The 26,526-nt window shown below is 42.6% G+C and carries 25 protein-coding genes; 15 read left to right on the top strand and 10 right to left on the bottom strand.

Translation table 11 applies throughout. From position 1 onward, the window contains the following. Window positions 1-88 precede the first annotated feature (88 nt). Window positions 89-1,504, bottom strand: coding sequence for a serine hydrolase (locus CLV51_RS24995; RefSeq protein WP_158267148.1), 1,416 nt, complete (start codon window positions 1,502-1,504; stop codon window positions 89-91). A gap of 131 nt (window positions 1,505-1,635) precedes the next feature. Between CLV51_RS24995 and CLV51_RS24990 the strand changes: the two genes are divergently transcribed. From CLV51_RS24990 to CLV51_RS24980, 3 genes are all read left to right on the top strand, one after another. After that, window positions 1,636-2,433 (top strand): helix-turn-helix transcriptional regulator, encoded by a 798-nt coding sequence (locus CLV51_RS24990; RefSeq protein WP_146151374.1) that lies wholly within the window; start codon window positions 1,636-1,638, stop codon window positions 2,431-2,433. Window positions 2,434-2,483: 50 nt separating this feature from the next. Continuing rightward, window positions 2,484-4,457, top strand: coding sequence for a M1 family aminopeptidase (locus tag CLV51_RS24985; protein ID WP_146151373.1), 1,974 nt, complete (start codon window positions 2,484-2,486; stop codon window positions 4,455-4,457). Between the two features lie 388 nt (window positions 4,458-4,845). Further along, window positions 4,846-6,603 (top strand): hybrid sensor histidine kinase/response regulator, encoded by a 1,758-nt coding sequence (locus CLV51_RS24980; RefSeq protein ID WP_106530830.1) that lies wholly within the window; start codon window positions 4,846-4,848, stop codon window positions 6,601-6,603. Here CLV51_RS24980 and CLV51_RS24975 read toward each other — a convergent pair. After that, complete coding sequence (locus CLV51_RS24975; protein WP_106530829.1) at window positions 6,588-7,535, bottom strand: terpene synthase family protein; 948 nt, start codon at window positions 7,533-7,535, stop codon at window positions 6,588-6,590. The genes CLV51_RS24980 and CLV51_RS24975 overlap by 16 nt on opposite strands. A 630-nt stretch (window positions 7,536-8,165) precedes the next feature. Here CLV51_RS24975 and CLV51_RS24970 point away from each other — a divergent pair. The 3 genes from CLV51_RS24970 to CLV51_RS24960 all read left to right on the top strand — a co-directional run bounded on the left by CLV51_RS24970 (window position 8,166) and on the right by CLV51_RS24960 (window position 10,483). Beyond that, window positions 8,166-9,395, top strand: coding sequence for a M57 family metalloprotease (locus CLV51_RS24970; RefSeq protein WP_106530828.1), 1,230 nt, complete (start codon window positions 8,166-8,168; stop codon window positions 9,393-9,395). A 171-nt stretch (window positions 9,396-9,566) separates the two neighbouring features. Continuing rightward, window positions 9,567-10,124, top strand: coding sequence for an ester cyclase (locus tag CLV51_RS24965; RefSeq protein ID WP_106530827.1), 558 nt, complete (start codon window positions 9,567-9,569; stop codon window positions 10,122-10,124). A gap of 47 nt (window positions 10,125-10,171) precedes the next feature. Then, window positions 10,172-10,483, top strand: a complete 312-nt coding sequence (locus CLV51_RS24960) for an antibiotic biosynthesis monooxygenase (protein ID WP_106530826.1) — start codon at window positions 10,172-10,174, stop codon at window positions 10,481-10,483. A 64-nt stretch (window positions 10,484-10,547) separates the two neighbouring features. On the opposite strand, the gene CLV51_RS24955 is transcribed toward CLV51_RS24960, so the two are convergent. Further along, window positions 10,548-11,333 carry an alpha/beta fold hydrolase gene (locus CLV51_RS24955; protein ID WP_106530825.1) on the bottom strand — a complete coding sequence of 262 codons (786 nt, stop codon included), beginning with the start codon at window positions 11,331-11,333 and terminating at the stop codon, window positions 10,548-10,550. A 116-nt stretch (window positions 11,334-11,449) separates the two neighbouring features. Between CLV51_RS24955 and CLV51_RS24950 the strand changes: the two genes are divergently transcribed. The 3 genes from CLV51_RS24950 to CLV51_RS24940 all read left to right on the top strand — a co-directional run bounded on the left by CLV51_RS24950 (window position 11,450) and on the right by CLV51_RS24940 (window position 14,608). Continuing rightward, on the top strand, window positions 11,450-12,418 hold the full coding sequence (locus tag CLV51_RS24950; RefSeq protein ID WP_106530824.1) for a GlxA family transcriptional regulator: 969 nt from the start codon (window positions 11,450-11,452) through the stop codon (window positions 12,416-12,418). Between the two features lie 114 nt (window positions 12,419-12,532). Beyond that, window positions 12,533-13,810, top strand: a complete 1,278-nt coding sequence (locus CLV51_RS24945; RefSeq protein WP_106530823.1) for an NfeD family protein — start codon at window positions 12,533-12,535, stop codon at window positions 13,808-13,810. A 24-nt stretch (window positions 13,811-13,834) separates the two neighbouring features. Next, complete coding sequence (locus tag CLV51_RS24940; protein WP_106530822.1) at window positions 13,835-14,608, top strand: slipin family protein; 774 nt, start codon at window positions 13,835-13,837, stop codon at window positions 14,606-14,608. A 5-nt stretch (window positions 14,609-14,613) separates the two neighbouring features. Here CLV51_RS24940 and CLV51_RS24935 read toward each other — a convergent pair whose 3' ends face one another. Then, window positions 14,614-15,099: a YdeI/OmpD-associated family protein gene (locus tag CLV51_RS24935; RefSeq protein WP_106530821.1), complete on the bottom strand. Its 486-nt coding sequence runs from the start codon at window positions 15,097-15,099 to the stop codon at window positions 14,614-14,616. Window positions 15,100-15,213: 114 nt separating this feature from the next. Between CLV51_RS24935 and CLV51_RS24930 the strand changes: the two genes are divergently transcribed. After that, complete coding sequence (locus CLV51_RS24930; RefSeq protein ID WP_106530820.1) at window positions 15,214-15,951, top strand: class I SAM-dependent methyltransferase; 738 nt, start codon at window positions 15,214-15,216, stop codon at window positions 15,949-15,951. Window positions 15,952-16,099: 148 nt separating this feature from the next. On the opposite strand, the gene CLV51_RS24925 is transcribed toward CLV51_RS24930, so the two are convergent. Continuing rightward, entirely contained in the window at window positions 16,100-16,525 is a 426-nt protein-coding gene (locus CLV51_RS24925) for a styrene oxide isomerase (RefSeq protein ID WP_106530819.1), read from the bottom strand. 237 nt (window positions 16,526-16,762) lie between these two features. Here CLV51_RS24925 and CLV51_RS24920 point away from each other — a divergent pair, with 237 nt between their 5' ends. The 3 genes from CLV51_RS24920 to CLV51_RS24910 are packed head-to-tail and all read left to right on the top strand — an operon-like array spanning window position 16,763 to window position 18,036. Beyond that, window positions 16,763-17,092 (top strand): ArsR/SmtB family transcription factor, encoded by a 330-nt coding sequence (locus CLV51_RS24920; protein ID WP_106530818.1) that lies wholly within the window; start codon window positions 16,763-16,765, stop codon window positions 17,090-17,092. Beyond that, complete coding sequence (locus tag CLV51_RS24915; protein WP_106530817.1) at window positions 17,089-17,580, top strand: SRPBCC family protein; 492 nt, start codon at window positions 17,089-17,091, stop codon at window positions 17,578-17,580. Before CLV51_RS24920 ends, CLV51_RS24915 begins: the two co-directional genes overlap by 4 nt. Window positions 17,581-17,625: 45 nt before the next feature. Further along, on the top strand, window positions 17,626-18,036 hold the full coding sequence (locus tag CLV51_RS24910) for a VOC family protein (protein WP_106530816.1): 411 nt from the start codon (window positions 17,626-17,628) through the stop codon (window positions 18,034-18,036). A 58-nt stretch (window positions 18,037-18,094) separates the two neighbouring features. Here CLV51_RS24910 and CLV51_RS24905 read toward each other — a convergent pair whose 3' ends face one another. From CLV51_RS24905 to CLV51_RS24895, 3 genes are all read right to left on the bottom strand, one after another. Next, on the bottom strand, window positions 18,095-19,339 hold the full coding sequence (locus CLV51_RS24905) for an RNA polymerase sigma factor (RefSeq protein WP_106530920.1): 1,245 nt from the start codon (window positions 19,337-19,339) through the stop codon (window positions 18,095-18,097). 41 nt (window positions 19,340-19,380) lie between these two features. Then, window positions 19,381-19,740 carry a YciI family protein gene (locus CLV51_RS24900; RefSeq protein ID WP_106530815.1) on the bottom strand — a complete coding sequence of 120 codons (360 nt, stop codon included), beginning with the start codon at window positions 19,738-19,740 and terminating at the stop codon, window positions 19,381-19,383. 101 nt (window positions 19,741-19,841) lie between these two features. Then, window positions 19,842-20,582 (bottom strand): hypothetical protein, encoded by a 741-nt coding sequence (locus CLV51_RS24895; RefSeq protein WP_106530814.1) that lies wholly within the window; start codon window positions 20,580-20,582, stop codon window positions 19,842-19,844. A 166-nt stretch (window positions 20,583-20,748) separates the two neighbouring features. On the opposite strand from CLV51_RS24895, the gene CLV51_RS24890 reads away from it, so the two are divergent. Beyond that, window positions 20,749-23,046, top strand: coding sequence for a glycosyl hydrolase family 95 catalytic domain-containing protein (locus CLV51_RS24890; RefSeq protein WP_106530813.1), 2,298 nt, complete (start codon window positions 20,749-20,751; stop codon window positions 23,044-23,046). Window positions 23,047-23,131: 85 nt separating this feature from the next. On the opposite strand, the gene CLV51_RS24885 is transcribed toward CLV51_RS24890, so the two are convergent. Continuing rightward, the gene (locus CLV51_RS24885; RefSeq protein ID WP_106530812.1) at window positions 23,132-23,527 is read right to left on the bottom strand and encodes an Hsp20/alpha crystallin family protein; all 396 of its coding nucleotides are present in this window, start codon (window positions 23,525-23,527) and stop codon (window positions 23,132-23,134) included. 92 nt (window positions 23,528-23,619) lie between these two features. Between CLV51_RS24885 and CLV51_RS24880 the strand changes: the two genes are divergently transcribed. Then, window positions 23,620-24,153: a YdcF family protein gene (locus CLV51_RS24880; RefSeq protein ID WP_158267147.1), complete on the top strand. Its 534-nt coding sequence runs from the start codon at window positions 23,620-23,622 to the stop codon at window positions 24,151-24,153. 91 nt (window positions 24,154-24,244) lie between these two features. Here the strand turns inward: CLV51_RS24880 and CLV51_RS24875 are convergent, their stop codons facing one another. Beyond that, the gene (locus CLV51_RS24875) at window positions 24,245-26,290 is read right to left on the bottom strand and encodes a glycoside hydrolase family 19 protein (protein WP_146151372.1); all 2,046 of its coding nucleotides are present in this window, start codon (window positions 26,288-26,290) and stop codon (window positions 24,245-24,247) included. Window positions 26,291-26,526 lie beyond the last annotated feature (236 nt).

Genomic DNA, 26,526 nt, shown 5'->3' with positions numbered 1-26,526 from the left:
CTGAAAGCCAATGAAAGATGCAGGCTTTGAGTAATTCCCGTCTTATACTGCTATTCTTTTGCGCTATGTAAAGGTTTTTTTTAGTGTATTAGGACTTCTTCAATTTCTTTAACTTGTCTACTGCATTTTGATTCTTCGGGTTTAATACCAGTGATTTTTCATAATACTGAATGGCCAGTGTTGTATTTCCCTGACCCATATAGGCTTCCGCAAGGCTATCCCACACATTATAGGAATCGGGATAGTCTTTTGTATTCTGTGTGAACACGGCAATCGCATCAGTTATATTTTTATCACGCAACAAAAGATAACCCATGCTATTCAGCTGGTTCTCACCAATTACGTGGGTGCGTTGACGTTGGTATGTCTGTAAAGCCGAAGTGGCGCCATCGTGTTTTATTGCTTTCACCAGGTCTGCTGCAGCAGGATCAAATTTGCCATAATCGAGCCACGCCAGTATTTCATGTTGGTGGCCTCCAATAGAGAGTTCCAGCATTTCGGAAGCAATCGACATCCCATTGGCACTATTAGTAAAATACAGGATGGCATCGCGGGTATCGATATTAGCAGTGAAACAGGCTTTGCTATCTCCCTGATCGCCCCAATGCCAGCAATAGCGGGCATCTGGTGTGATTTCTAATCCTATGCCTAATCCCCAGGCCAACTGTGGCTGCTTCACGGAATCTACTTTGATCTGTGGTGTCAGCATCGCTTCATGTGTTGCCTTTTTAAGCCCTTTACCATCAAGCACTGCGATGAGGAAGGCGGCATAATCTTTAGCTGTTGTACGAAGACTGGCGGCAGCATTGGCTTGTGGGTAATCCGCGAGTGTCGATACATTTCCCAGCCAATCATGGCGGTAGGCCTGTAAATGCTGGAAAGCAGGTTCCCATACCATGCTGCTGTGCGTCATGCCAAGGGGCCCGAAGACGGTTTGCACAATCAGTTTTTCATAAGGCAGGTGCGTGATTTTTTCCATCACTTTGGCCAGGTATACAAATCCCTCACCGGAATAACTGAACCGCTCTCCGGGAGTAAAGTTGATAGGCAGCAAAGAATCGCCTTTACTACGCCAGTTTGGAAAGCCGGCGGAGTGCGACAATACACGGCGCGCCGTAATAAGGTGGATACGGGGATCGTTGCCTATATCGTAATTATTGCCGAGGTAAGTATTGAGTGGGGTATCAAGATTAAGCAGGCCGGCATCTACGAGTTTAAGGGCAGCATATGCCGTCACTACTTTACTGAGCGACGCTGCCTCGAACAGCGTGGAATCCGTTACGGGCATTTTCGTAGCTGCATTGGCTACCCCGAAGTGGTGAATCCATACCAGCTTACCATGATGGATATAAGCAGCAGTTAAACCAGGGATGTAATCTCTTTGCATCAGCACCGGGATGTTTTTCTCCAGGCGGGCTGTTACTGTGTTGGCAGAGGGTTGTTGGGCATGAAGAGGAACAACAAAGAGCAACCAACTTGTCAGGATCAGAAGGATGTTTTTCATATGCTTACTAAGTTCGGGATTTCGATCTGATTTTGTATCAACAGGAATAAATAACATAATCCTTTTCCTGCTTTCTGTTTAAAAAGTATCTTTGGTTGCCGGTGCTACCTAAAGGAAAGCGGCGGAAGTTTATGAGCATTATTTTATCACCTGGTAATTATTTTGGTAAAGAACAACAGTTTAACGAGAATGCCTTGTTCCGGTTAAACATTACGGCATATCAGCCTCATGTGCATATTCATGAGCACTATCACGAAAATGCCTACCTGAGCCTACTGATCAATGGCAGCTACAAAGAAGTGAACCAAAGAACGGATAGTGCGGTCATCCCGGGTGAAGTGCTGTTCAGGCCTGCGGGATATAGCCATGCTAACCACTTTCAGGATAGTGGCGGCAAATGCCTGAACATCGAGTTTAAACAAACAGGGCTGCAACAGTTGGAGTTGCGCGGTATACTGCCTGAAACAATGATGGTTTATAAAGCCGGCACTTTTGATTACCTATACCGGCTTTTGTATTCCTTTGTTCATGAACCGGAGGTGTCTTTTTCTGAAGAATATATCTTCAGCTGGCTCTCGGAGTATGCTACAGATAAGATTCCGATGCGCCTGCCCTGGTTACCCCAGGTAAAGGCCATCCTGGAAAATGAATTTGAAACACATCATACCATCAAATCCATTGCGTCCAGGGTATTTGTACATCCCATTTACCTGGCACGTGCCTTTAAAGAAAAAGAGGGGATGACCATCGGCGAATACCAGCTGAAGATGAGGGTCAGAAAAGCGATGATGCTGCTCTTTACTACTACGCTGCCAGTCACTGATATTGCTTTCTCCGCGGGCTTTTCAGACGCATCGCACCTGGTAAGATCATTTCGTTTATACTACAACGCAACTCCCCATAAGTTCAGGGCCCTCCTGAAAAGTTAATCTGATACCATTTTAATTGTTGTCCTGGTTGTTACTTTGTGTAAAAAAGTATGCATCGACTTATTACTTGTATCTGCCTGTTGTTTCCGGTGCTTTTATTTGCGCAGCATAAATTGGATTACCAGCTGCAGGTACATGTTGATCTGGTGAAGAAAACGTTTGCTGTGCAGGGGAGCCTTTCTTTTGAAACGGAAGCCAATACCGCAGATTCTGTTGATATTGTGATCAGCAAAGGGGTGGGGGCAGTAACGCTTCAGCTGGATGGAGCCACCGCCCGAATGGATACCAGTGTAAATGAATCCGGTGATATCGTTTATCGCTGGAGATTTAATCATGCCATGCCCACTGGTAGTCCGCTACACTTTACTTATGCTTATGAGCGGGGCGACGCGCCTGCTTTTCAATATTATCTCGATAGTGCTTTCTGTATGGCTGGTGGCTATGGCTCGGCATGGTATCCACAGGTGATTACCCGCTCTGAAGATGGTACTGGTAAATATACCCGTGGTACTGGCACCATCAAGGTTACTACGCCGGCAAACCTGATGGCAGTGATGGCTGCCTGTACGCTTAACACTACTGCGACTACAGGCAACCGCACATTTGAATTCCATTATACGCAACCCGATATCTTCTCATTATATATCGGAGATTATTCAAGACAGGAATACAAAGGTCATCGTTCTTTTTATACTTATAGCTTCAGCAAAGCTGTTAATGGCGATGACTTATCCCGCAAAGCCGCTTCTGTACTGGATTTTCTGTCTATCCAATTTGGCCCGCTGGTTATCCCGAACTTTTCCATCATTGAATTTCCCGAATATGTTTCTGATCGCACCGGCATTGGTGGCGCCAGTATTTTAGGTGGGGTAGTGATGCCCACCGGGGCACTCAGGAAATTTAATTATGCACTCTTTGGCCATGAAATAGGCCACCAGTGGTGGGGGAATAAAGTGTTGTCAGTAGGTAACAAGGGCGAGGCTATGCTCTCCGAAGGACTGGCACAATATGGCTCCCTGCAGGTAGTAAATCATTTCGACAGTGTACATGCTATTGATTACCGTAAAACCGGCTATCCTGGCTATATCAATGATCAGTGCGGACTTGGATACCTGAAGAATGCTGCCGCCGGAAACGACCAGCCGCTCTCCGATCTATCTGGTGACAATAGTCATATTATAGGTGATAGTAAAGGTTTCCTGGCGCTGGAATTGTTATCGGCCACCGTCGGGAAGTCGGTGTTTAATAAGGCGCTGCAAACCATTGGTGAAAAGTATAGTCGTGATGGAGTAACCTGGGAGGATTTTCAGCGGGAGGTAGAAAAGGCGCATGGTAGCAGTTTGCAGTGGTTTTATCACCAATGGTTTGAACGCGTGGGGGTACCAGCCTGGCAAAGCAGCTGGCAGCAGCAACAAAATAAATTGCAGCTCACCGTTACACAAAAAGATAGTATTTACCGGCTGTCACTGGAAGTGATGCTCACCTATAGCGATGGTACAAAGTCACTGCAACACATCACTATCAATGATCGCAGTACTGGCCTGCAACTACCGGTTAATGGCCGTGTGGTGGATGTTCAGATAGATCCTTACTTTAAAGTGCTGCACCAGGATGATACGTTAATGCTTATGGCTACAGCACAGGCAAAAGTAGTGCAGGTAGTGAATCTGCGCATACAACAAAAAAATGAGGAAGCCATTAGTCTGGCACAGTCATATATCCGCGCAGGCATTCCCGGAGACCATTACGGCGTGGAGTTTTCATTACTCTATCAGCTGGGCCGCATAGCGGGAATACAAAATAAATCAGATGAAGCACTGGCTTATTACCAACGCTCGCTGCAATGCGTGTCACGTGCACCGGAACTGCTGGCCTATGTGTATTATCGTATTGCGCAAATTGCTGCGGCAAAAAACGATCAGGTATTGCTGCAATGGGCCTGTACCAATGCAGTTAAAGCAGATGGGATCAACAATGAAGCAGATGGGATGGAAGCCAAGGTGGCACAGTTATCCCATTTATAAAGAGGCTCCGTCAATGAAGCGTAATGGGTGATGTGCTTTTTTGAGGCGGATCACTTTTTAAGTAACAAGGTTACATTAATTAATATAAGGTATTCATATCCAGTGCTTTGGAATCAGGTTCCGGGGTGCTAAAGTAAAAAGGCAGGAGATTCTCCTGCCTTTTTACTTTAGGGGCTGGCGCAGGATCTTTATATGGGCATATCTATTCACTCACGTACGGATACCGGATTTAGGTACAGTGGTGATCGTTAAAAGAAAGTAATTCAAATTGTTAACACATTATGTTATAGTTTTACTTTTTTAGTATATTTAGAAATTATTGTAATTTTAGATTAATATTCCCCCCAGATCCTATTTGAGAACCATGTAATCCTCCTAATAATCGTTTATGAAACCTGGCAACCATACATCTGTTTACGCAATGAAAGAATTTCTTCTTAAACCGGTATACGCGGGAACAAAAGGTTTGGAGAAAGCTGAGGAGAAACGTCAAATAGTTATTGTTAATTTAATATCGCTGGTACTGAGTTTCCTGGTGCTGAGTATTGGAACATATTTCTATCTGCTGAAAAACTCCATCGTCTTTATTATTGGAGTTCCACTGGAAACGATCGGTTTTTTTACTGTTATTGGGTTTAACCACTACAAAAAATATTTTCAGGCAAATCTTTTACTGCTTTGTGTTAACGCCATCTTTATTGCCTATTGGGGATCAGTACTTGGTGCTGGTATATCGATGGAGTTGCTTTTAGTATTTGTTACCCTCATTATAGTACATTTAAGTGGTGGTTTTTTTCTGTATAAAGAACGTAGAGCCGTACTTGTATGTCTGATCGGAACAATTTTGTTAGCAATTTTAGTGTTGCTAAATTCTTATTATAAATTGATCCAGCCCATTAGTTTAAGCCCTGGCGTTACTAACACTATGCGGTGGTTTACTAATATCACCCTATTAGTATTTATAGTATTTATCATGTCGTCATATTTGACACAAATCAATAACCTCTTATCATCAGAAAGAAAATTAAAAGAGATCTCGGAAAGGAAAAGCATTTTTTTGCGGGAAACCTATCACGAATTAAGAACCCCGCTAAATGCAATATTCTCAATTGCACAATTATTTCAACTCAAGCGGGATAAGTATGTGGATCCTGAAAAAAAGCAATTGGATGACTTGTATTCTTCCTGCTATATAGCCCGCAACATTGTTAATAATGTCCTGGATATGTCCAGGATTGAATCTGGTCGATTCTATAATGTTATTAAAGAGCCGATTAATTTAAGGGAATGCATCTCTCATTGCGTAGCTATGAATAGTTACCTTGCTGCATCAAGGGGAATAGTTATTAACGTTGAGTTTGACAACCAGCTGGATAAGCCCATCAACAGTGATGATCTGTTGTTGAAAAAGATTTTCAACAACGTTTTGTCTAATGCTGTAAAGTTTTCATCTGGCAATAGCATTGTAGAATTCAGTTGTTTAAGAGAAGAGCAGCAAATTATTTTTAAAATTAAGAATGAGGGTGTTGTGGATACAAAAATAGCCAGTAATATTTTCGATAATTTTGTATCTCAGCGAAATCAATTAGAAGGTACGGGTCTTGGATTATCAATAACCAAGCACCTTGTTGAGCTGTTAGGTGGAACTATTGCATTAGAACCAGATGAATCAAGTCCACATACTACTACCATAGCATTCAATATTCCGTTAGAGTTAAGTACAGGTAAAGTTCGGACACAATCGGCCTTTCAGTTCAGAAAAGACTGTTTTTCCGGTGCAACCGTGTTAATTATCGAAGATGAACAGTTAAGTTCAGATTTCCTGATTAAAATACTAGCAGAAATGGGAATACATTCAATTTTGTGCCAGGACGGAGAAAGTGCTGCCAACTTAATTAGATTGGAAAAACCTAATGTAATTATCTCAGACTTAAATATGCCAAAATTTGATAGCAAACAACTGTTACAGTATTTACACAATGATGCTGAACTAAAAGGCATCCCCGTTTTGATTGTATCAGGAGATGCCTTTTTAAAAGATGAAATGCTGGACGCAGGCGCTGAAGCTTTCATAACAAAGCCGGTCCATTTCAAGGAATTGTACCTGGAACTATCCAAACATCTGCCTCATCATATACTTTCGTAACGTCCGGTATCTATCACTGCCCAATCATCGTAACCCTTAACTATTGTATATAAACCCTGGATGTATTGATCCAATTGGTTATTGATACTTTCGCTCCAAAAAGGAATTTCCTTACGGCATTGTTCAAGTTTGAGCAGGTATTCATCGTGGTAATCTACAACGTACTGGATGGCTTCTTCATGTGTTAAATTCAATTCTCTTTGTGCAATAAATATTAAATTGAATCCAGCTATTTCAAGACTTTCTTCCCGCGCAACTGAATGCAAATCATTTGCAAGACAACCTAAAAGATTTAAGATAAGTTCAATTTCCTTTACAATCTTGTGTTCATATACTTCGTCCGGTAAATTTAGTTTTTCGAAAATTGCGACGAGAGGGAACATAATATAGAATCCTGTAAAAGGACGCATTTCAAAATACTTTTCTATCGACGGAATATACCTATCTAACTGCATATCGATTTCAAAAAAACACTCCCTCAGGTAATCCGTCATATGGTCGCAATACTGATTATATAGGTATACCGGACTAATAGCCTGAAAGCGTTCCAGAATATTTGCTAAACCTGTACTCAGATTATTATCCTTGGGGTGTCCCGCGTTCTCTAAGATATCTATGAATTCATAAAGCATGTTTTTCATTGTTAGCGCTGCTTCGGCGCCATCAGATCCTCGGTCACAGGTATCGTCAACAGTAAATAACCAGGTGAGCAAATCACCTGCAAGGCATATCTGATCAAAAGTAGCTTTAGGGTATTCCCGCGCCGCCTGTAGCCCAAACCGGGCTTTGGTATACCAGGCTATCGATTTAAACTGTGGCGCTAAATCAAAATTTTGTACCCACTTTAAAGTATTCATTTGAACTTCTTCAGAAAAAGAATTGATTTCGGATTGGCCTGGTAGCGTAACGCAGGCACGTGCTAAATTGGACATAATCGTTGGATTTAATTGTTATGAAAAAAATATATAATTAATATTCATAATATAATAGAAATGCAGCTTTAGTATCAATAATGATAAAGTGTGCAGTTTTAAGCTATAATATATTATCGTCGTTTACATTCAGAGAGATTCATCAGTATAGTGCGAGATTATTTGTATTGTACTATCTGAAGATAACAACCTATAAAAGTTGGTTACAATGTAGCTAAAATGGACAATCTTTTTGCACGAAAAATAGCTACTATGCATTGTTTTTGAAGTTAATAGCTTATTCCGGTGTAGTTGCTCCCATTCCGAAAGAACGGTGATTATTAAAGACAATTTTGGCGTAATTTATAGACTCTTTATATATAATGATTTAGCAATCTTTCTGATTATTATATTATTTTTATTTCTATTATATGTATTGTAACCGGTCTTTATTTTGAAAGCCGGGTAACTGTGTATGCGGCATCACCCCACATTTATCTTATGTACGTATTTGGATAATGCCTGTATTTCCCGGAGGAATAAAAGCCACAAGTCTTTAAACGAATAAATTTTCACTAATTTATTATTTTTATATATTTGTTTCTCCTAATCTCGTTAGTACTAAGCAATTCTTAACTCAATTATCCCTAAATGGAAAAAAAATTCGGCCTATTTTCTTTTGCAGGTATCATCCTGCTGTTTTCCTCATGTGTTAAAACAGAACCAGACAAAGAAACCCCTCCTGTACCTCCTGTAAAAAAAGAGCCTATTGAACTGATTAAGGACATGGGATTCAGCACTGCCAACGTTGTTCAAAAGAGCGGAGGCTATCTTGTGGAAGGTGATATTTTTATACCGACAACTGAGCTGGATAAAAAACATGAAACCAAAATTTTAAGGGTAGGACCAGTAGAGCAATATCATACTGCTGAACTGGTAGCTAACTGTCCGCGGACTTTAAAAATATATGTATCGGCTCTCGGAGCAGCATACGAATCATATGTGGATGATGCCATTAACCGTTTTAATGGTGCCAGAACAAGCCTGAGATTTGCACGCACCAGTAATGCTGCAGAGGCAAACATCACTGTATATGGATATGCTGAAGCAACTGCCACTAACGGTTACGCCGGTTTGCCTTCTGGAGGTGAGCCCTATCCGGCTATCTACTTAAATACCACCAGGTTTTCTGCTGTTAACAATGCAGGATGGGCGGTATCTATCGTTTTTCATGAAATGGGCCACTGCGTTGGCTTTCGTCATACTGATTTAGTGAAAGGTGGCGTTACCGGTTGCCTGGCTGTTAATGAAGGAACAGTAAAAGCAGACACTATACAACTTCAGAGTACAATCATTACTGAAAAAGCACCAACATCTTTTATGTTGCCCTGCATGCCTGAGCGCACCAGCAGATCAGTTTCTTCCTCTGATGTTTTTGCATTAAGCTATTTATATTCACCCGGAGGCGTACCAGGCCCACAGGCTTTCTTTCAGTTCTATAATTCAGGAACACAGGACCATTATATGTGGATTAATGCAAATATGCAATACATATACCCTTTATACGGCTATGTTGAGCATACGCACAGAGTATATGCTTCACAGGTACCCGGTACAGTGGCGTTATACCAGTTCTACAAAGACAATGATCCTGATCACATTTACTCTACCAACATTCATATCCTCGATGGCAACACGGAGTGGCATAATGAAGGTATTTCCTGCTACGTATATACTACACCGGTAGCAGGTACTGTGCCTGTTTACGGTTACTATAACGCGTCAGTATCAGATCATATATATACCACTAATGCCAGCATAAGCTTTAATGGTTATGTCAGTATGGGTATAGCTTATTATGGTATTATGCCGCAACTATAAATTTATTATTGATCAATAGATCAACGCAAACTAAATACCCACTTAAAAGGAAAGGACGGAGATTTCTCCGTCCTTTCCTTTTTCAATTTCCCCCATTTGCTAAATCAATGATTTTTTACAATGATTTGGTGGCTGTAATCCTGAATTTTGTGTAAATAATAACTCAGAAAAATGAAAGCAGCCATCAACATAGGGCTTATCCTATCCGGAGCATTACTCATAAGTATGCCATCGTTTTCACAAGTAGAAACAGATCATTTATTAAACAAATCAAAAACAGCAGCAATGGAAGTAAGTCAAAATCTGGATAATAACAAGGCAGCAGTTCGTAAACTTTACGAAGAGATCCTTAACACCGGCAAACTGGAATTATTAAACCAGGTTATTGGGGAAGAATATGTAGGGGGGCTTGGAGAAAAAGGGCCCGCTGGATTTGCAGAAGCAATTACTCCCGTAAGGAATGCATTTCCGGACATCAAATGGACTATTGAAGATTTGATCGCAGAAGGAAATGAAGTGATGGTAAGATGGTCATGGAAAGGAACCAATAAAGGCTCATTCAACGGTTTCCCGGCGAGCAACAAAGTGGTTACGCACCATGCCATTTCCATCTTTCAGTTTAGTGCCGGCAAAATCATTGGCACATGGATGCAGTCCGACAGATTAGGCTTCTTTCAGCAAATTGGTGTTATAGCACCGGATGCAATAAAACCACCGGCTAAAAAATAATTATTCAGATACGCAAACAAGATTATAAATACTTAAATAAAAATATCATGAGACAAATTTTCATTGACAAATTTCTCGTTCCCGGAAAAGCGAAACAGGAATTTAAAGAAAGAGTAAGCATCAACAGAAATTTGATTAAAAACATAACAGGTTTTATAGAAGATGCAGCCTATGAACGCACCGATGAACATGGAAACCTGGTTTATGTAACTACAGCAGTGTGGGAAAGCGAGGCTGCGCTGAAGAAAGCAAAAGAAATTGTGCAGGCTGAATACAAACAACAGGGATTTAATCTTGTTGAAATGTTTGAAAGATTAAATATTACAATGGACAGAGGAATCTATAACGAAGCAATATAGTAGTTGAACCCGGGTCAGAGAGGCTTTGTAATCGAATGATTGCAAAGCCTCTTTTATTCCCGTACTAGTTGTTATAAAAATCCACCAGTACCGGTGCAAGCACCTCTGGTGGTACATTATGCACCTGGCCTTTCAATGATCTTCGTTGTGCATTAGGTAATGTTTCAGCTACCACCTGCGCTGGTTTACGCAATGCTTCCGGGCTTTTTTCACTATCTATTACAATGGTTGGCACTTTAACAGCGGATACCTGGTCTATGGGCATCAAAAAATTGCCCATAATGGCCGCATCATATGGGAGTGAGTTGGCATTCGCCTTCATCTTTGACCAGTTGGGTGTTAATTGCATGATAAACGGAACTATTGCCGGCAGCCCGATCACTTTTGTCAGATAAAACTTAACAGCATCGCTTTTTTTATGGGCAGCGATCATTTTTGTAAGCTGCTCTTCCCCATCTGCCGGTGGTTGGCGTTGTCTGCTTCCAATGTTAAAAGGAGGCTCAAATAAGGCAAGCTTTGTAATGTTTAAGCCGCTGGCTACTGCCTTGATGCAAAGCACTGCTCCGGATGATATGCCAAACAGGTAGGCAAATCCACCGGCTACTTTTATCAACGCATCAATATCTTCAATCTCCCGCTGAATGGCGTAAGGTTGGGTATCCCCACTGTCGCCACGGGCACGGCGATCATAAGTAAAAACGGTGAAGCTTTTAGCTAACAGCGGAGTGAGTTTGGGCATAGGGCCAAAATTTCTGCTGCAAAATGCACCGTCTACCAGGATAACAGCCGGCCCATTACCGGTTTTATCATATACTATTGTAGTGCCGTCTTTTGATATAACCTTATTCATTGTAGTGGCTGTTTTGAGCCATCACAAAGATACTTTTGTTAAAAGTAGCAAACAGGGTGTAATAACGGCAAATTAAAGGGGGGATTTACGACACCCTTTATCATTAACTTTACATCATGAAACATATTTCCATACTTGTATTACAGGATGCAGTCCTAAGCAGTATTGATGCAACCCGGCAGTTGTTTACCAGGGTAAATGACTTTTCGGTCATGCAGGGAAAATCACCGGTTTGTGAGATCCACCTGGTGGGCGTTTCAAAGGACACGGCTATTAATGATGGGGCCTATACCATTCATTGTGATCAGTTAATACAGGATGTCGAACAAACTGATCTTATCATTATCCCTATGATCTGTGGTAATTTTGCCAACATCATAGCAGCCAACAAAGCGTTTGCACCATGGGTAATCAAACAATACAAACATAATGCAGAGATTGGGTGCCTTTGCAGCGGCTCATTTTTCCTTGCCTCTACAGGGTTACTCAATGGGAAAGCATGCGCTACACACTGGGCAGCCGCAAATGAATTCAGAAAAATGTTTCCTGCTGTGAAAGTGGTAGACGATAAAATCATTACTTATGAGCAGGGAATCTATACCAGCGGCGGATCATTCTCTTATCTGAATCTTCTCCTGTATCTGATAGAAAAAAATGCCGGCAGAGAAATGTCTGTTCTTGTTTCAAAAATGTTTGAGATAGAGATTGAACGGAAAAGCCAGGCCTCTTTTTCTATTTTCATCGGACAAAAAGATCATGAAGATGAGCCGATAAAAGAAGCACAGGAATTTATAGAAAACAATTATTGTGAGAAAATAACAATAGATCAATTAACATCTATGTTAGCACTCAGCAGAAGAAATTTCGAACGCAGGTTTAAAAAAGCGACTTTAAATACAGTGGTTGAATATATCCAGCGGGTTAGGGTGGAAGCGGTGAAAAAAGGGCTGGAATCGAGCAGAAAAACCATTATTGACCTGATGTATGATGTTGGTTACTCCGATGTCAAAGCGTTTAGAACAACCTTTAAAAAAGTAACAGGGTTATCGCCGGTTGAATACAGGAACAAGTACTGCGATAACTGATGGTTTTTTAATATCCCTAAACGTTTTCGCCCCTACTACCCCTGAATTTTAGTAAATTACATACAGCTTTTACGACACAATAGACTGTGCTTCATTTGATTTAGAAATATTCTTATGAATCAGCGTGCTTTTTTTTCAGTGTTGTTATTTTTCCTGCCATCACTGCTTGCCGCACAAACAGTTATTTCACTGAAAATTGACGGTAACATTAACCCCGTTACTGCTGAGTTTATTCATCGTGGAATTGAATCTGCCTGCCACCAAAAAGCCGAATGCCTGGTTATTGAACTCAATACGCCAGGCGGCTTGTTGAAATCTACACGTGTTATAGTCAGCGATATGTTGGAATCACCGATGCCCATCGTCGTTTTTGTTGCGCCTGGCGGTGCACATGCCGGTTCTGCGGGCGTTTTCATCACGCTGGCTGCCAATATTGCTGCAATGGCTCCGGGAACAAATATTGGTGCTGCACATCCTGTTAGTCTGCAAGGGGAGAGCGATTCAATTATGAATGGTAAAGTTACCAATGATGCCGCCGCTTTTATCCGGACCATTGCTGAAAAACGAAAACGAAACGCGGAATGGGCAGAGGAAGCTGTGCGTAAGAGTCTTTCTATTACGGCAAACGAAGCACTGGAAAAGAAAGTGATAAACCTTGTTGCAGTCAATATGCAGGAACTACTCAATCGTATTGACGGGCAAACCGTTGAGACGGCTACCGGAACCATTACGCTTCACACCAGGAATGCTCATATAACATCATTGGAAATGGGTACGGAAGAAAAAATACTGGATGTGCTCAGCGACCCCAATTTTGCATACATCCTCTTACTGCTGGGATTATATGGTATGCTGTTCGAATTATACAATCCAGGCGCTATTCTTCCGGGTATAGTTGGTGTTATCAGCCTTATTCTTGCATTTTATTCGCTTCATACATTACCGGTTAATTTTGCCGGCCTGGCATTGATTATTTTCGGCATCATTCTTTTTTTACTGGAGATAAAAATAGTCAGTCATGGATTGCTGACTATCGGAGGTATTGTTGCGCTTTTCCTCGGTTCATTGATGTTGATCCGTGCAGATCCAACTTCTCCGGACATTAAAATTTCCCGTACAATTATAATCAGCGCCACGCTTGTTTCTACCTTGTTTTTCCTTTTTATACTGGGGTTTGGGCTGAAGGCACAACGGTTAAAACCCGTTAGTGGTATCGACGGGTTAGTAGGGAAAACAGGGGAGTCGCTGGAGGTGCTCAATCCTAACGGTACCATCCGGGTGCATGGAGAAACATGGAATGCAACATCCATCAGCGGAAAAATTGAGAAGGGCGAAAAGGTGCAGGTAGTGGGAATAGTAGGTCTTCAGTTACGTGTAGAACATATTCATTAAGCACTCATTTTAAATAAAATGTTTATGCAAAATTTCCCAGTGGCATTTGTTGTTATTACATTCTTTGCTATCATTATTCTCGCCAATGCAGTGAGGATACTGCGTGAATATGAGCGTGGAGTGGTATTCCGGCTTGGACGACTGCAAGGTAGCGGTGTTCGGGGCCCCGGACTCATTCTTCTTATTCCTATCATTGATAAGATGGTGAAAGTAACTTTGCGCACTGTCGTGATGGATGTGCCACCACAGGATGTGATCACGCAGGATAATGTTTCCATTAAAGTGAATGCCGTTATTTATTTCCGCGTTATTCAACCGGAGAAAGCAATTGTAGAAGTGGAGAACTACCTTGTGGCTACCTCCCAGCTCTCACAAACAACATTGCGTAGTGTATTAGGACAATCTGAACTGGACGACCTGTTGTCGCAACGGGAAAAAATCAATCACAGGTTGCAACAGATCATCGATGCAAATACTGAACCATGGGGAATTAAAGTTTCCAATGTAGAAGTGAAGCAGATTGATCTGCCACAGGAAATGCAGCGGGCAATGGCTAAACAGGCAGAAGCTGAACGTGAACGCCGTTCAAAAGTTATTGCAGCAGAAGGAGAATTCCAGGCGTCACAACGTTTGGCTGATGCGGCAAGAATTCTGAGTGAGCAGCCAAGTGCCTTGACGCTACGTTATCTCCAAACACTGCGGGAGATTGCAACAGAGAAAAATTCAACCACCATTTTCCCTATTCCTATTGATTTGCTGAAGCCATTTTTGAGTGGTTATGAGAAGAAGAAAGAATAACGATTTCAGGAATGATAAGGCCGCCCGGCGGCCAGGTTGTTAATGGCAGCTGCCATGCGTTGTATCCTTACTTCAATAACAGTTGCCTCCATGAGCCAATGAAAACATTGCTGTTGGTCTGCTTCCGGGAGTTGTTGAAATGAGCGCCACGCGGCTGGTTCATCACGCAGGCATTCCATAAAATCTTCCGGCACTATCTTCACTTGCTGGTTAGTATAAGGATACAGTATAATCCTTACGTAATCACCTTCCTGTTTGCCTATCTGTTTGCGTATAGCTGCTTTGACGGGGAGAAACAACATGCCATTGCCCATAGGCATCAGGTTACACTGTTCTATTTCATAGCTATCAATAAAACCTTTCACTTTGGGCCATCCAAAAAAATTGCGTTTATCCCGGGGAATTGCCGGCAGGCGCGCATAGGTCCACCCGCCTTTCCCAGGGGACTTCTCCAGTAATACATCTATATCAATCAAGGGTAATTGTTCCATATTGTTCGGATAGGCAGCTGTGTTACCTGCAAAAGTAGGATGTCTTAATTAACATTTACTGGTTTTAAAAAAGCGGCGACAGTATTTGGCATAAAGATATAAATTTGACTTCTTATGAAAGAGAACAAATATGATGATCCTGCTTTCTTTGCGAACTACAGCCAGATGCGTCGTTCTATTGATGGGCTGACGGCCGCAGGGGAGTGGTATGCTTTCAGGGAAATGCTGCCTGATCTGCAAGGTAAAAAAGTACTTGATCTTGGCTGTGGCTTTGGCTGGCACTGTCGGTATGCGCGTGAACAAGGAGCGCTGTCGGTGGTTGGTGTAGATATTTCTGAAAATATGTTGGCGCGTGCCAGGGAGAGCGCCCATGATGCTGCAATTGAGTATCGCCGCGAAGCAATTGAGGATATAGACTTTGCCGAAGGAGCATTTGATGTAGTGATAAGCTCACTGGCGCTTCACTATGTTGAGCATTTCGACATCGTTTGCAATAAAGTGAATCACTGTCTCGTAGCCGGAGGTGCATTTGTTCTTTCCGTGGAGCATCCTGTTTTTACTGCACTTGCTGCGCAAGACTGGTATTACGATGCAGAAGGCAAGCGTCTGCATTGGCCCGTTGACGGCTACCAGGATGAAGGGCTGCGACAAACAAACTTTCTCAATAATGATGTGATCAAATATCACCGGACTATCACCACTCTCATTAATTCCCTGATTGATGCCGGTTTCAGCATTACAAAATTATCTGAACCACAACCCGCCGCTGAAGTATTGGCCAGGTATCCTGAAATGAAGGATGAAACCCGCCGTCCGATTTTTCTTTTGATAGCTGCAGTTAAGAAGAGGTAAATTTTACATACTCTTTTTTATCAGGCTTACTTTTTCTGATATCAGAACGGCAGACTACGCAGTCATTTAATAAACGACAGATTAAAAAATGGTTTAAACACTGTAGGAGTGTTACAAATCGGCGATAAGCTTATCCTGGTTATGTGTATTAATTTTTTCTTCCTCTTAATCCGTAAACAATTACAACAAGAGAAAAAACCATCGTCAATCCCACAGAAATAAATCCCACAGTAACAATATTTTCATGGAACATTGTGCCCGTATATCCCTGGCCTGTAATGGGCGTCATCTTAGATGTTCCGAGATGCGCTGCGAGCAAAGTGATAAACCAGTTAACGAATGTGCCATAGACCAGTGACCAGCAAGTAATTTTTTTTAAGGGTTCGGAAATTTTTAAATCGTTCCAAATCAAGCCGGCAACGACCAGAAAAGTTCCATTCATAACGCCCTCAAGATGGGCAGCCAAGGCCATTCGAGGGTTTTTAAAATTCATCATTACAAAACCCGTTATCAAACCAAACAGGAATAATAACATACCTAACATCTTCAATTTTCTTGAAATTTGGGGATCCATAAACTGAGGTTTTATTTAAGTTATAAACGGTAAAAGATCACCATGGTCTTTGTTCTCAATTAGTGTATACGCTTCAGAAAGGTATGGAATTCTGTTCAAACTTCAGCTGGACGTTTGGTCTTCCTTATATCATCATCTGAAAAGAAAATAAAAAATAATTCAAAAAATATTTGCGCAACTGAATGGTTGCTCTTATATTTGCAACTGAACGGTTGCGTAACTGGCAAAAGATATAAAATGAGAAGAGATGTATTTCAGGCAATTGCAGACCCTACCAGGCGGGAGATTATTAATCTCATCGCCCATCAATCACTGACGCCAAATGCGGTGGCAGATAGTTTTGATGTGAGCAGGCAGGCAATTTCAAAGCATATAAAGATCCTGACGGAATGTGGGATTATTATTATTAATCAGCAGGGGAGAGAACGCTACTGTAGCGTTCAGCCACAAAAGCTGAGTGAGGTAACTGACTGGTTGGATAATTTCAAAAAATTATGGGAGCATCGCTTTGAAAAGTTGGATAACATATTAATCGGAATGCAAACAAAAAAAAATAAAAAAAGATGACAAAGAAAAACCAAATGCACGTCACAGCCGAACCTGGCAAACAAGAACTATTCATCACGAGAGAATTTGAGGCACCTCGTGAATTGGTGTTTAAAGCATTTTCAGACCCGGCTATTTTAGTACAGTTTTTGGGCCCCGACAATTTAAAAATGAAAATTAATCATTACGATTTTAAAAGTGGTGGTTCCTATCGGTATACGAGTACTGATGAAAAAGGTAATGAATATAGTTTCAACGGTGCGGTGCACGAAGTAACAGCGCCTGAAAGATGTATTCAAACTTTTGAGTTTGAAGGAATGCCTGAACGGGGACACGTTAGCCTTGATACCTCTATATTTGAAGTATTACCCAACAACAGAACAAAACTTACTATTCAATCGGTATTCAGGTCAGTGGCCGACCGGGATGGAATAATTAAATCCGGTATGGAGCAGGGTTTAAGTGAAGGGCTTAACAGGCTTGATGTACTGCTGGAAAAAGGATTTTAATTATCGCGTTTATATTAATAACAAATCAATTAAAACAAACTTAGTATGAAACAGTTTTGGATCAACCTGCCAGTGAAAGATGTCAATAAGTCAAAATCGTTTTTCACTGAACTCGGATTTAAATTGAATACAAATCATGGGAACACTGCAAACTCAGCCAGCTTGCTGCTCGGCGACAAAGATGTAGTTGTGATGCTTTTTGATGAGCCAACTTTTAAAGGGTTCACCAATAACGATATTACGAGCACCCAACAATCAACAGAAGTACTGCTTTCGATTGATGCAGCAAGCAAAGAAGAAGTAGATGAAATGGCCAAAAAGGCAATCGCAGCAGGTGGTGCAAGTAACCACAAACCATCCGCTATGCAGGGTTGGATGTATGGTTGTGTTTTTTCTGACATTGATGGACATCGCTGGAATGTGCTGTATATGGATATGAGCAAAATGCCCCAGTGATAAATATATTTTTGATAACGGGGATGTAACGGGTACGCCTATATTAAGCTGTATACACTTACCGGTTCATTGCATCCATCAGGGTGGAAAGCCTCGCTGTGAGCACCGCTCTTTCGGGTTGCGTGCCCACGAGGGTCAGTGCCTGTTCAAGATGCCAGATCGCCATCGCGTCATCAATATCTGTAAAAAGTTCTCCGAGCAGACTGTGGTAAAAGAGGTTGCCGGACAACTGAAGGCTTTCTGCTTCCACGATTGCCTTTTCCTTGCCGTATACCCTGGAAAAGGCATAAGCCCTGTTTAAAGCGGCCATGGGTGAGTATTCTATTATTAACAGCTGGTTATAAAGCCGGAGGATGTTTTCCCATTTTTCCCGGGTATCGGCCTGATGTGTATGCCACCAGGCAATGGCGGCTTCAACATGATATCTCGATATTTCACCTGTGGCGGAAGCCTTTACGAAAAAGTAATTTCCCCGGTTAATAAGATCAGTGTCCCATAGGCTACTGTCCTGCTTTTCATACAGGACCAGGTCTCCGCTTTGAGTGATTCGTGCATCAAAACGGGAAGCCTGGAAACACATCAGGGAAAGCAGGGCATGTACACCGGGCTTGCGGGTTTGAGGATGTTCGGCCAGCAATAAAGCCAGGCGCATGGCTTCCAGGCAGAAGTCCTTACGCAATACTTTATCAGGACTTGCAGAATAATATCCTTCGTTGAAGAGCAGGTAAAGGGTTATTAAAACTGTTTGAAGCCGGGCATCTATTGCGGTGCTTTCGGGGAAGCTGATCTTCACATTCCCCGTTCTTAATTTTTCCTTTGCCCGAAAGAGGCGTTTATTTATGGTTCCTTTGTTGGTCAGCAAGGCGCTCGCTATTTCGTCTATAGTAAATCCACAAAGGATACGCAGGGCAAGGCTCACCTGGGCTTCAGGAGGTATCAAAGGATGGCAGATGGCAAACATCATTTGTAACTGGCTGTCGGTGATGTTTTGTGGCGACAGGTCTATCTCCATTTCAAAGCTTTGATCGCTACTATGCGACGGGTCGCTTTTAAGTTGCTTTTCAATTACCCGGTTATGTTTCAGGTAATTGATGGCTTTGTTCTTTGCCACTGTATATAGCCAGGCGGCCGGGTTTTCAGGCACACCTTTCATTCCCCAGGTTTCTGCTGCCGTCAAAAAGGTATCACTGACAATATCCTCTGCAGCTTCGATAAAGGTTATTCCCAAACGGCTGCAAAGCACGGTTACCATTTTACTGTACTCTTTGCGATAGAGTTCCGGTATGAGTTGCTGCTTTTCCATCTTAAAAAAGGTCACTGTAAAGATACGGTGACCAACGTATGTTATCCACTGAAATCCTCTGGAGTAACTACACCCCTTACCTCTACCTTACCGCCACCATTAAGCATCGGACATCCTTTGGCTATTTCAACAGCCTCTTCAATGGAATTGGATCTTATAGTGATGTAACCATTGATAAATTCTTTTACCTCTGTGTATGGTCCGTCAGTAACTACGTTGCCCGACATCACTGTCTTTGCTTCTTTTATTCCCAGCCGGTTGCCGCTGTTAACCAGTTTGTCCCTGGCAGCAATACTGCCCATCCAGTTTGTCCAGCTGGTCATCACTTCCTGCATCTGTGCAGGAGTTGGTCTGAAGTCAGCATTGTTACTCATCCTGAATATTAAAACATACTCTTTCATCGTAATAGATTTTTAAGGTTATTATATACTTCTATAACACCCTGGTTCTTCAGAATAGGACAAAGGAGGATCAATTTTTTGGGAAAGTCCTTCAGTAATCATCAGCTGTTTGCTATTTGCGCTATGTAGCGCAACCCGGTCATTTCCCCTTCTACACCGTATCTCACAAAGTTGAGTTGTTCCGCGGCCTGATCGCCGTACAGAAAATTAAATATGATATTATAGTCTTTGCTATCCTGGTGTTGATGATAGTATTCAGCTACTTTTTTGAAATTATTCACGCCGCTTTTGTCCTGGTAATTTACTTTGGCGGCAACAAATTTTTCCTGATCGCAATGCTCTTTCAGTGTGGCTGGTGCTGAATGAGATAACCAGTATAATGTCCGGTAGCAGGATGCTAAAGTTCTCTCGGTGATGATATTTTCGTTGCATATTTCGCTGGTCCAGAATACAGGGATACAAAAATTACGGACTACCAGCGGGTTGAGTTTAAACCTGTTGTCGTAGTCAGCTGTGTAATGATTGGTCCATGCGCCTTTTAAATCATCTGATAAATTTAATGCTACTTTGAAAACCGTTTCATTTTTATCACTGATTAATTTTTTATTGAGATTTGCTAATGTAGCAGCTATTATTTGTTCTGCATTCAGCTCTTTTAAGGCCGTAAGCTTTGCATAAACATGTTCCTTTCCCATTGGATTAAAGCCTCCCAATGGCATGATCAGCTCTCCCTTTGTATTACCCTGGAGTAGCTTTAAATAGGCAGTAAACCTGTCGATGTTGGCAGGTTTTTTATACAGGTCAAGCATTATTTCTATAACAGGTAATAGCTCAAATTTCATGGCTGATAGTCTTAATGTAAATGGTAGTTGCTGGTATTTTAATACTACTGTGTACGATTTATCAATTTGCGCTTACTGAAGGTATGGGCAAATTTGATGTTTTTCCTGAACAGGGGTATACTAAAAGCTAAAAAAATGCTTTTCTTTGTTACAAACAGTGAGAACAATGAACAATAAAGTACCATCGTGTATCCTATTCTTGTTGCTTTTAGGCAGTATGGCCTATGCCCAGCCTACGCGGCAACATAATCTCCATTTCAGTACACTTGCCAAAACATGGGATGAAGGTATTCCTTTAGGCAATGGCATGTTGGGTGCGTTAATATGGCAAAAAGAGGGGAAGCTGCGTTTTTCACTGGACCGCGCCGACCTTTGGGACCTGCGGCCTATGAAAGGGCTCGACAGACCCGAGTTCCGCTACCGCTGGGTAGATGAGCAGGCACGCAAAAAAGATTACGGCATTGTACAGGAATATTTCGATGCCCCTTACGAAGAACAGCCAGCGCCCTGCAAAATACCTGGTGGCGCATTGGAATTTGATACCAATGGCTGGGGGCCGGCTACCGACGTAGAACTGGATATAAAAACAGCGGTCTGCCAGGTAAAATGGCAAAACGGTGTTACACTCAAAACCTTTGTACATGCCACACAGCCGGTAGGCTGGTTCCGCTTTGAACATATCGGGGCCAACTTTGTACCGCAACTACAGGCCCCTAAATACGCCGGCAATAAGCAGCAGGCGGCAGGTGGCTCTGTTGATGGCGACGACCTGGCCCGGCTGGGGTACAAACAAGGCACCGTTAACGGCAACGGACAAACGATTATTTACCGGCAGGAAGGCTGGGGTGGTTTTCAATACGAAATAGCCGTTACCTGGAAACGAACCGCCACCAATACCGTAAAAGGTACATGGAGCATTTCTTCCCACTATCCCGGTACTGCTGCATCCATACCAGCTACCACCGTGGTAAAGCAGACCATCGCGCATACTTACGCTAACGACTATACGCAGCATAAAGACTGGTGGCAACACTACTGGCAACAATCGGCTATACAGCTGCCCGACTCCCTCATTGAAAAACAATGGTACCTGGAGCAATATAAGTTTGGATCAGCAGCCCGCAGTAACACACCGGTCATTACCTTACAGGCAGTATGGACAGCCGATAATGGCAGGCTGCCACCATGGAAAGGGGATGTACATAACGATCTTAACACCCAACTGAGCTACTGGCCGGCCTATAGCGCCAACCACCTCGAAGAGGCATCGTCGTATACCAACTGGTTAGGCAAAACAAAAGCTATCAGTAAAAAATATACACAACAATATTTCGAATCCCCTGGCATCAATGTGCCAGGTGTACAAACAATGGACGGACAACCCATGGGCGGATGGATACAATATTCCTGCTCACCTACAGTTTCCGCCTGGTTATCGCAGCATTTTTACTGGCAGTGGAAGTATAGCATGGACAGCAGTTTCCTGCGTAAACAAGCATGGCCCTGGGTAAAAGAAACCGCACAATTCCTGGAAAAAGTAACACAGAAAAATGCAGCCGGACAGCGTCAACTGCCTATCAGCTCCAGTCCAGAAATGAATGACAACGATATCAGCGCGTGGTTCAGACAAAACACTAACTACGACCTCTCGCTCATGAAATACGCTTTTACAGTGGCCGCTGACATGGCGCATTCCTTGTCCCTGCCACAGGAAGAAGCCCACTGGCGCAGTATATTAGCGGAATTGCCACCGCTGGCTGTTTCCGGCAACCAGGAACTGATGGTAACACCTGCCATGGCATACACCCACTCGCACCGCCACTTCTCGCATATGATGTCTATTTATCCACTGGGATTAATACGATGGGAAAATGGTCCGGCAGATCAGGCTATCATCCGCAATTCCATTCATCTGCTGGATAGCATTGGCCCGAGTGCCTGGTGTGGCTACTCCTATGCATGGCTGGCCAATATGAAAGCCCGTGCGCACGATGGAGAAGGTGCCGCCAATGCGTTGCGCATCTTTGCCAAAGCATTTTGTTTACCTAATAGTTTCCATGCCAATGGAGATCAAACCAAATCAGGCTATTCCGGATTTACCTATCGTCCGTTTACACTGGAAGGAAACTTCGCTTTTGCCAGCGGTGTACAGGAAATGTTGCTGCAAAGTTATGCTGGTTACATTCACCTGTTTCCGGCTGTACCGGATAGCTGGAAAAGCCTGGCTTTTGAAAAGTTGCGCACAGAAGGCGCTTTTTTGGTAAGTGCACGCAGGAGCGGGAGACAAACAACTGAAGTGGAAATCGTTGCAGAAAAAGGCGGCAAAGCCACGCTGTTATTGCCTTTCAAAACATGGATAGCTGCAAAGGAGAAAGGTGTGAAATCAAAAAAAGTAAAAGATGGGTGGATGGAAATTACTTTTGAAAAAGGTGGCAGTATTTTATTGAAGAACGGCTACGAATAAATAATAGTATCTGGAAAAGAGAGCTCAATAAAGAAGGTGATAGCTGAAGAGCTATCACCTTCCTGGTTATAACATCCTTACCCGATTAACCAACAGGTATTTTGTGCTGCACGCCTTCTTTACCTTCTATAACAGGTAAACTTACCAGCAACACGCCATCTGTGTATTTTGCGCTGATGGCGGTTGCGTCTATTGATTCATCCAGCGTAAAAGTTCTTACGAATCCCCCACGGCTGTATTCGCGTTTGATCCATTCCGGTCTTGGAAACCCTTCTGGCGGAACATACGAAATGGTGAGCTCGTTTCCCTTTACATCCAAATTAAAATTTTCCCGGATTCTGCCTGGCGCAAATACAAGCATTTCGTAACTGTTGCCTGTTTTGTAAATGTTTACGGCAGCCCTTTCCATTGAACGGTTAAACAGGTGCTGGTGTCTGTTTCCGTAGTTGCCTTTTGCGGCGCATGACTGATTGTAGTTCATGATTCTTCGTTTTTAGTTAAATAATAGAAGTATTATTAGGTAGACGAATGATCAAAAGAAATATTTTAGATGTCGGTTTCAAATTTCAATTCATGACAAATAACGGCATAAGTACACAGGATTTATTGAACGCAAGTAAGGTAAAGGGACTTATCCTTTCATTAGGGGCGCCTAATGACCTATCCGGAAATCTCAGTTTGATGGCACAGGAGCGGCTGAATGCTGTGCTGAATATCTATCAGTACAATACAGCGCTGCAGATTGCCTGTACAGGAGGGATCGGAAAACACTTTAATGAAACTGCGCATCCACATTATTACTATTCACACCTGTACCTGCAAAAGCATGGTGTTCCGGTAAGCGCACTGGCAACCCCCGTAAATTCCACTAATACGATAGAAGACTTTACCCTTTCGAGGGAACTTATATACGCGCTTTCTCCCGCAGTACTGATCATTGTTACATCCGATTTTCATGTAGAAAGAGTGAAGATCATACACGGGAAATTTGTAAATTATCCAAACACTATTTTCTGGGGAGCAACCACTGCTGTTACTGATGATGTACTGCATCAGCTGAAGCAGCACGAAAAGAAGGCTATTGAAAGACTCGCTTTGCCATCTTAGCAAGATAATATATCATATGGAAAAGCCAGCAAGTGTACGCTTGCTGGCTTTTTTATTAATCCGCTGAGATCATTATATAAAATTCGTTGCGCTAATTTTTGATAATAGTGGTGGCAGGTATTTTCCGGTATTGGTCACTGGTGATTTTTAATATCCAGATACCTGTTGGAAGGTGGCTTACATCCAGTTGAACAGTGTTGTTGCCTTTATGTGCTGCCACATAGTTTTTTTGCAACAAAGGTTGCAGGGTAGTTATATGCAGCAATGCGAGTTGCAGCTTTTCTCCCGGCGTGGCCTGGAAGGTTATATGCAATATGTTTCCGTTCACCGGGTTCGGATAAACCACCGGATTTTGCTGGTTGGGAATATCTTCCTTGCGCATGGCTGCCGCACCACAGTTACGCATATACGTCCATGGTTTACCATCTCCATTATTAAGATCCGGCGCATTATTTTGTGTCCACCATTTTGCCTGGTATATTTTGTTTGCGTATGCTACCTGATCGTTAGTGACATATGCTTTTGATGCGGACCATGCAGCAATACCACTGCAACCGGTATCAGTTCGCGGCTGACCGGTACAGGCGCCAAGCAGCTCCCAGGTATCATTGGTGCCGGGGATACTGGTGCTTCCTGCCCACCATTTATTGCGGTAGATATTATTGTTGTATAGTACAATATTGTTGGCTGTTGTATAGTTTTGAGCGGATTGCCAGGCAGGTAAATTACTGCATCCTTCAAATGTTTGATTGTTCCATACCGCAAAAGTGAGCATAGTGGTGAGGGTATCCATATCATTTCGTATAGCCGTGGCCGTAGCTGTATATTGTTTATAGCCAGGTGGTGTCCACAGCGCCACAGAATCGTTGTAACGCTGCCCGTTAACGGTGATGTATATTTTTGAGATCTCCCGGCGGGGATCGTTCCTGGAAACAGCCAGCGTAACAGGTATTAAAGCTGTAGTTGTAATAAGGCCATTGGCTGGTTGAGAGAAGGTAATGGAAGTCAGGCTGCTGCACTCCGTATTATCTATAGAAAACCTGGCCATATTTGCACAGCCGCAGTTGGCGGTATTGTTACCACCATTCAATTCCAGGCTTACCTGCTTAATGGTGGCATAACGTTGATAATGGCCAATACGGCTCAACACTTTCGTATTTTCCTGCGGTCCTCCACATTCCACACCTCCGTTGATAATATTCACAGTAGCACCAAAACCAGGCTTTAGTCCACCTGCCTGCTGCGTTGCAGTGGGCGTCCATTTACCTGGCACCATTACATCATGGCAAGAGGGTTTCGGGTATTGTGGTGTCATCCAGAACCAAAGGGCCGTTTGAAAGGAAAGCGCTCCATCCTGAATCACCATTTCGGGGTTGGCTAACAGGATATTTTTATTGCCAAATAATAATTCACTGGCTTGTCCGTAATTGTAATTGTAGCTTATTTGTATCGGACCTCTGCCATGGTATGATTTTCCCGGCGCCGGAGGATATAGGGTATCGCTTTCATCACGATAGCCAATGTTGTTGGTACCCTCATATCCCTGCTCTTCCCGGAAGTATAGTCCCCAGGCAAATTGTCCGCCCGGAGCAGTAGGCCAGCCACCAGTAGTTTCCTGGGATATGTTGGCCAGGAATGCCACCAGCTCCCGTTTACGGGCCGTTACATCCCCTTCATTGGCAAAGGTGCCGTAATCTACTTGTTGACTGATGATGGCGTTAGTACTCCATTGAGGATCATTAAAACCGGCATCGTTACGGATCACAACAGCTGCTCCCGTTGTTTTATCAATACGGGTGATCTTATAGTAATTAGTGCCGCAGCGACGTTCCAGTAATGCTTTTATGTTAGACATACGCAGTACTGCTGTTACAAAATTATTATAGGAATAAAAATCTTTGGCAGCAGTAGTGGGCAAGGTACCTGTGCCGGTTCGATCATCCGGATTGAAACGATGTGGAAATATTACATCCCATTCTGCACTGCTGATAATAGCGGTCACAGGATTTCCTGTATCAGTAGCTATGCCTGTAAAGTAATGTGAGAGCCTGTTTACAGCTTTTACAGGAAGAACACTATACAACAGGCAACAGATAATGCAAGGCAAAAGTTTTAGATAACGTGTGTGGGTTTTCATAAATATTGGGTTTGATAGATTGATGATTAAATGAAAACTACAACATGTTATTGCTACATTATCTCAGTACAGGCTTGGATTATATGGCTATTCCTCCCTACTGCTGCGGATTACAGCGCATTTGTTTTTATTGTGGCTGCTACTGTTCGCTGAATATAAAATGCAACCGATATTTATTTGATACTAAAGAAAAGTTAACAGATTCAAAAAAGATAATTTTTTTTCATCTTAAAAAG

Source organism: Chitinophaga niastensis (assembly GCF_003014755.1).
Classification (GTDB): Bacteria; Bacteroidota; Bacteroidia; order Chitinophagales; family Chitinophagaceae; genus Chitinophaga; species Chitinophaga niastensis.
This window is presented reverse-complemented; position numbering and strand designations above follow the sequence as displayed.

Bases quoted from the DNA above. Each gene is read 5' to 3' on its own strand.
- CLV51_RS24995 (WP_158267148.1), bottom strand. From the start codon at position 1,504: ATGAAAAACATCCTTCTGATCCTGACAAGTTGGTTGCTCTTTGTTGTT.
- CLV51_RS24990 (WP_146151374.1), top strand. From the start codon at position 1,636: ATGAGCATTATTTTATCACCTGGTAATTATTTTGGTAAAGAACAACAG.
- CLV51_RS24985 (WP_146151373.1), top strand. From the start codon at position 2,484: ATGCATCGACTTATTACTTGTATCTGCCTGTTGTTTCCGGTGCTTTTA.
- CLV51_RS24980 (WP_106530830.1), top strand. From the start codon at position 4,846: ATGAAACCTGGCAACCATACATCTGTTTACGCAATGAAAGAATTTCTT.
- CLV51_RS24975 (WP_106530829.1), bottom strand. From the start codon at position 7,535: ATGTCCAATTTAGCACGTGCCTGCGTTACGCTACCAGGCCAATCCGAA.
- CLV51_RS24970 (WP_106530828.1), top strand. From the start codon at position 8,166: ATGGAAAAAAAATTCGGCCTATTTTCTTTTGCAGGTATCATCCTGCTG.
- CLV51_RS24965 (WP_106530827.1), top strand. From the start codon at position 9,567: ATGAAAGCAGCCATCAACATAGGGCTTATCCTATCCGGAGCATTACTC.
- CLV51_RS24960 (WP_106530826.1), top strand. From the start codon at position 10,172: ATGAGACAAATTTTCATTGACAAATTTCTCGTTCCCGGAAAAGCGAAA.
- CLV51_RS24955 (WP_106530825.1), bottom strand. From the start codon at position 11,333: ATGAATAAGGTTATATCAAAAGACGGCACTACAATAGTATATGATAAA.
- CLV51_RS24950 (WP_106530824.1), top strand. From the start codon at position 11,450: ATGAAACATATTTCCATACTTGTATTACAGGATGCAGTCCTAAGCAGT.
- CLV51_RS24945 (WP_106530823.1), top strand. From the start codon at position 12,533: ATGAATCAGCGTGCTTTTTTTTCAGTGTTGTTATTTTTCCTGCCATCA.
- CLV51_RS24940 (WP_106530822.1), top strand. From the start codon at position 13,835: ATGCAAAATTTCCCAGTGGCATTTGTTGTTATTACATTCTTTGCTATC.
- CLV51_RS24935 (WP_106530821.1), bottom strand. From the start codon at position 15,099: ATGGAACAATTACCCTTGATTGATATAGATGTATTACTGGAGAAGTCC.
- CLV51_RS24930 (WP_106530820.1), top strand. From the start codon at position 15,214: ATGAAAGAGAACAAATATGATGATCCTGCTTTCTTTGCGAACTACAGC.
- CLV51_RS24925 (WP_106530819.1), bottom strand. From the start codon at position 16,525: ATGGATCCCCAAATTTCAAGAAAATTGAAGATGTTAGGTATGTTATTA.
- CLV51_RS24920 (WP_106530818.1), top strand. From the start codon at position 16,763: ATGAGAAGAGATGTATTTCAGGCAATTGCAGACCCTACCAGGCGGGAG.
- CLV51_RS24915 (WP_106530817.1), top strand. From the start codon at position 17,089: ATGACAAAGAAAAACCAAATGCACGTCACAGCCGAACCTGGCAAACAA.
- CLV51_RS24910 (WP_106530816.1), top strand. From the start codon at position 17,626: ATGAAACAGTTTTGGATCAACCTGCCAGTGAAAGATGTCAATAAGTCA.
- CLV51_RS24905 (WP_106530920.1), bottom strand. From the start codon at position 19,339: ATGGAAAAGCAGCAACTCATACCGGAACTCTATCGCAAAGAGTACAGT.
- CLV51_RS24900 (WP_106530815.1), bottom strand. From the start codon at position 19,740: ATGAAAGAGTATGTTTTAATATTCAGGATGAGTAACAATGCTGACTTC.
- CLV51_RS24895 (WP_106530814.1), bottom strand. From the start codon at position 20,582: ATGAAATTTGAGCTATTACCTGTTATAGAAATAATGCTTGACCTGTAT.
- CLV51_RS24890 (WP_106530813.1), top strand. From the start codon at position 20,749: ATGAACAATAAAGTACCATCGTGTATCCTATTCTTGTTGCTTTTAGGC.
- CLV51_RS24885 (WP_106530812.1), bottom strand. From the start codon at position 23,527: ATGAACTACAATCAGTCATGCGCCGCAAAAGGCAACTACGGAAACAGA.
- CLV51_RS24880 (WP_158267147.1), top strand. From the start codon at position 23,620: ATGACAAATAACGGCATAAGTACACAGGATTTATTGAACGCAAGTAAG.
- CLV51_RS24875 (WP_146151372.1), bottom strand. From the start codon at position 26,290: ATGAAAACCCACACACGTTATCTAAAACTTTTGCCTTGCATTATCTGT.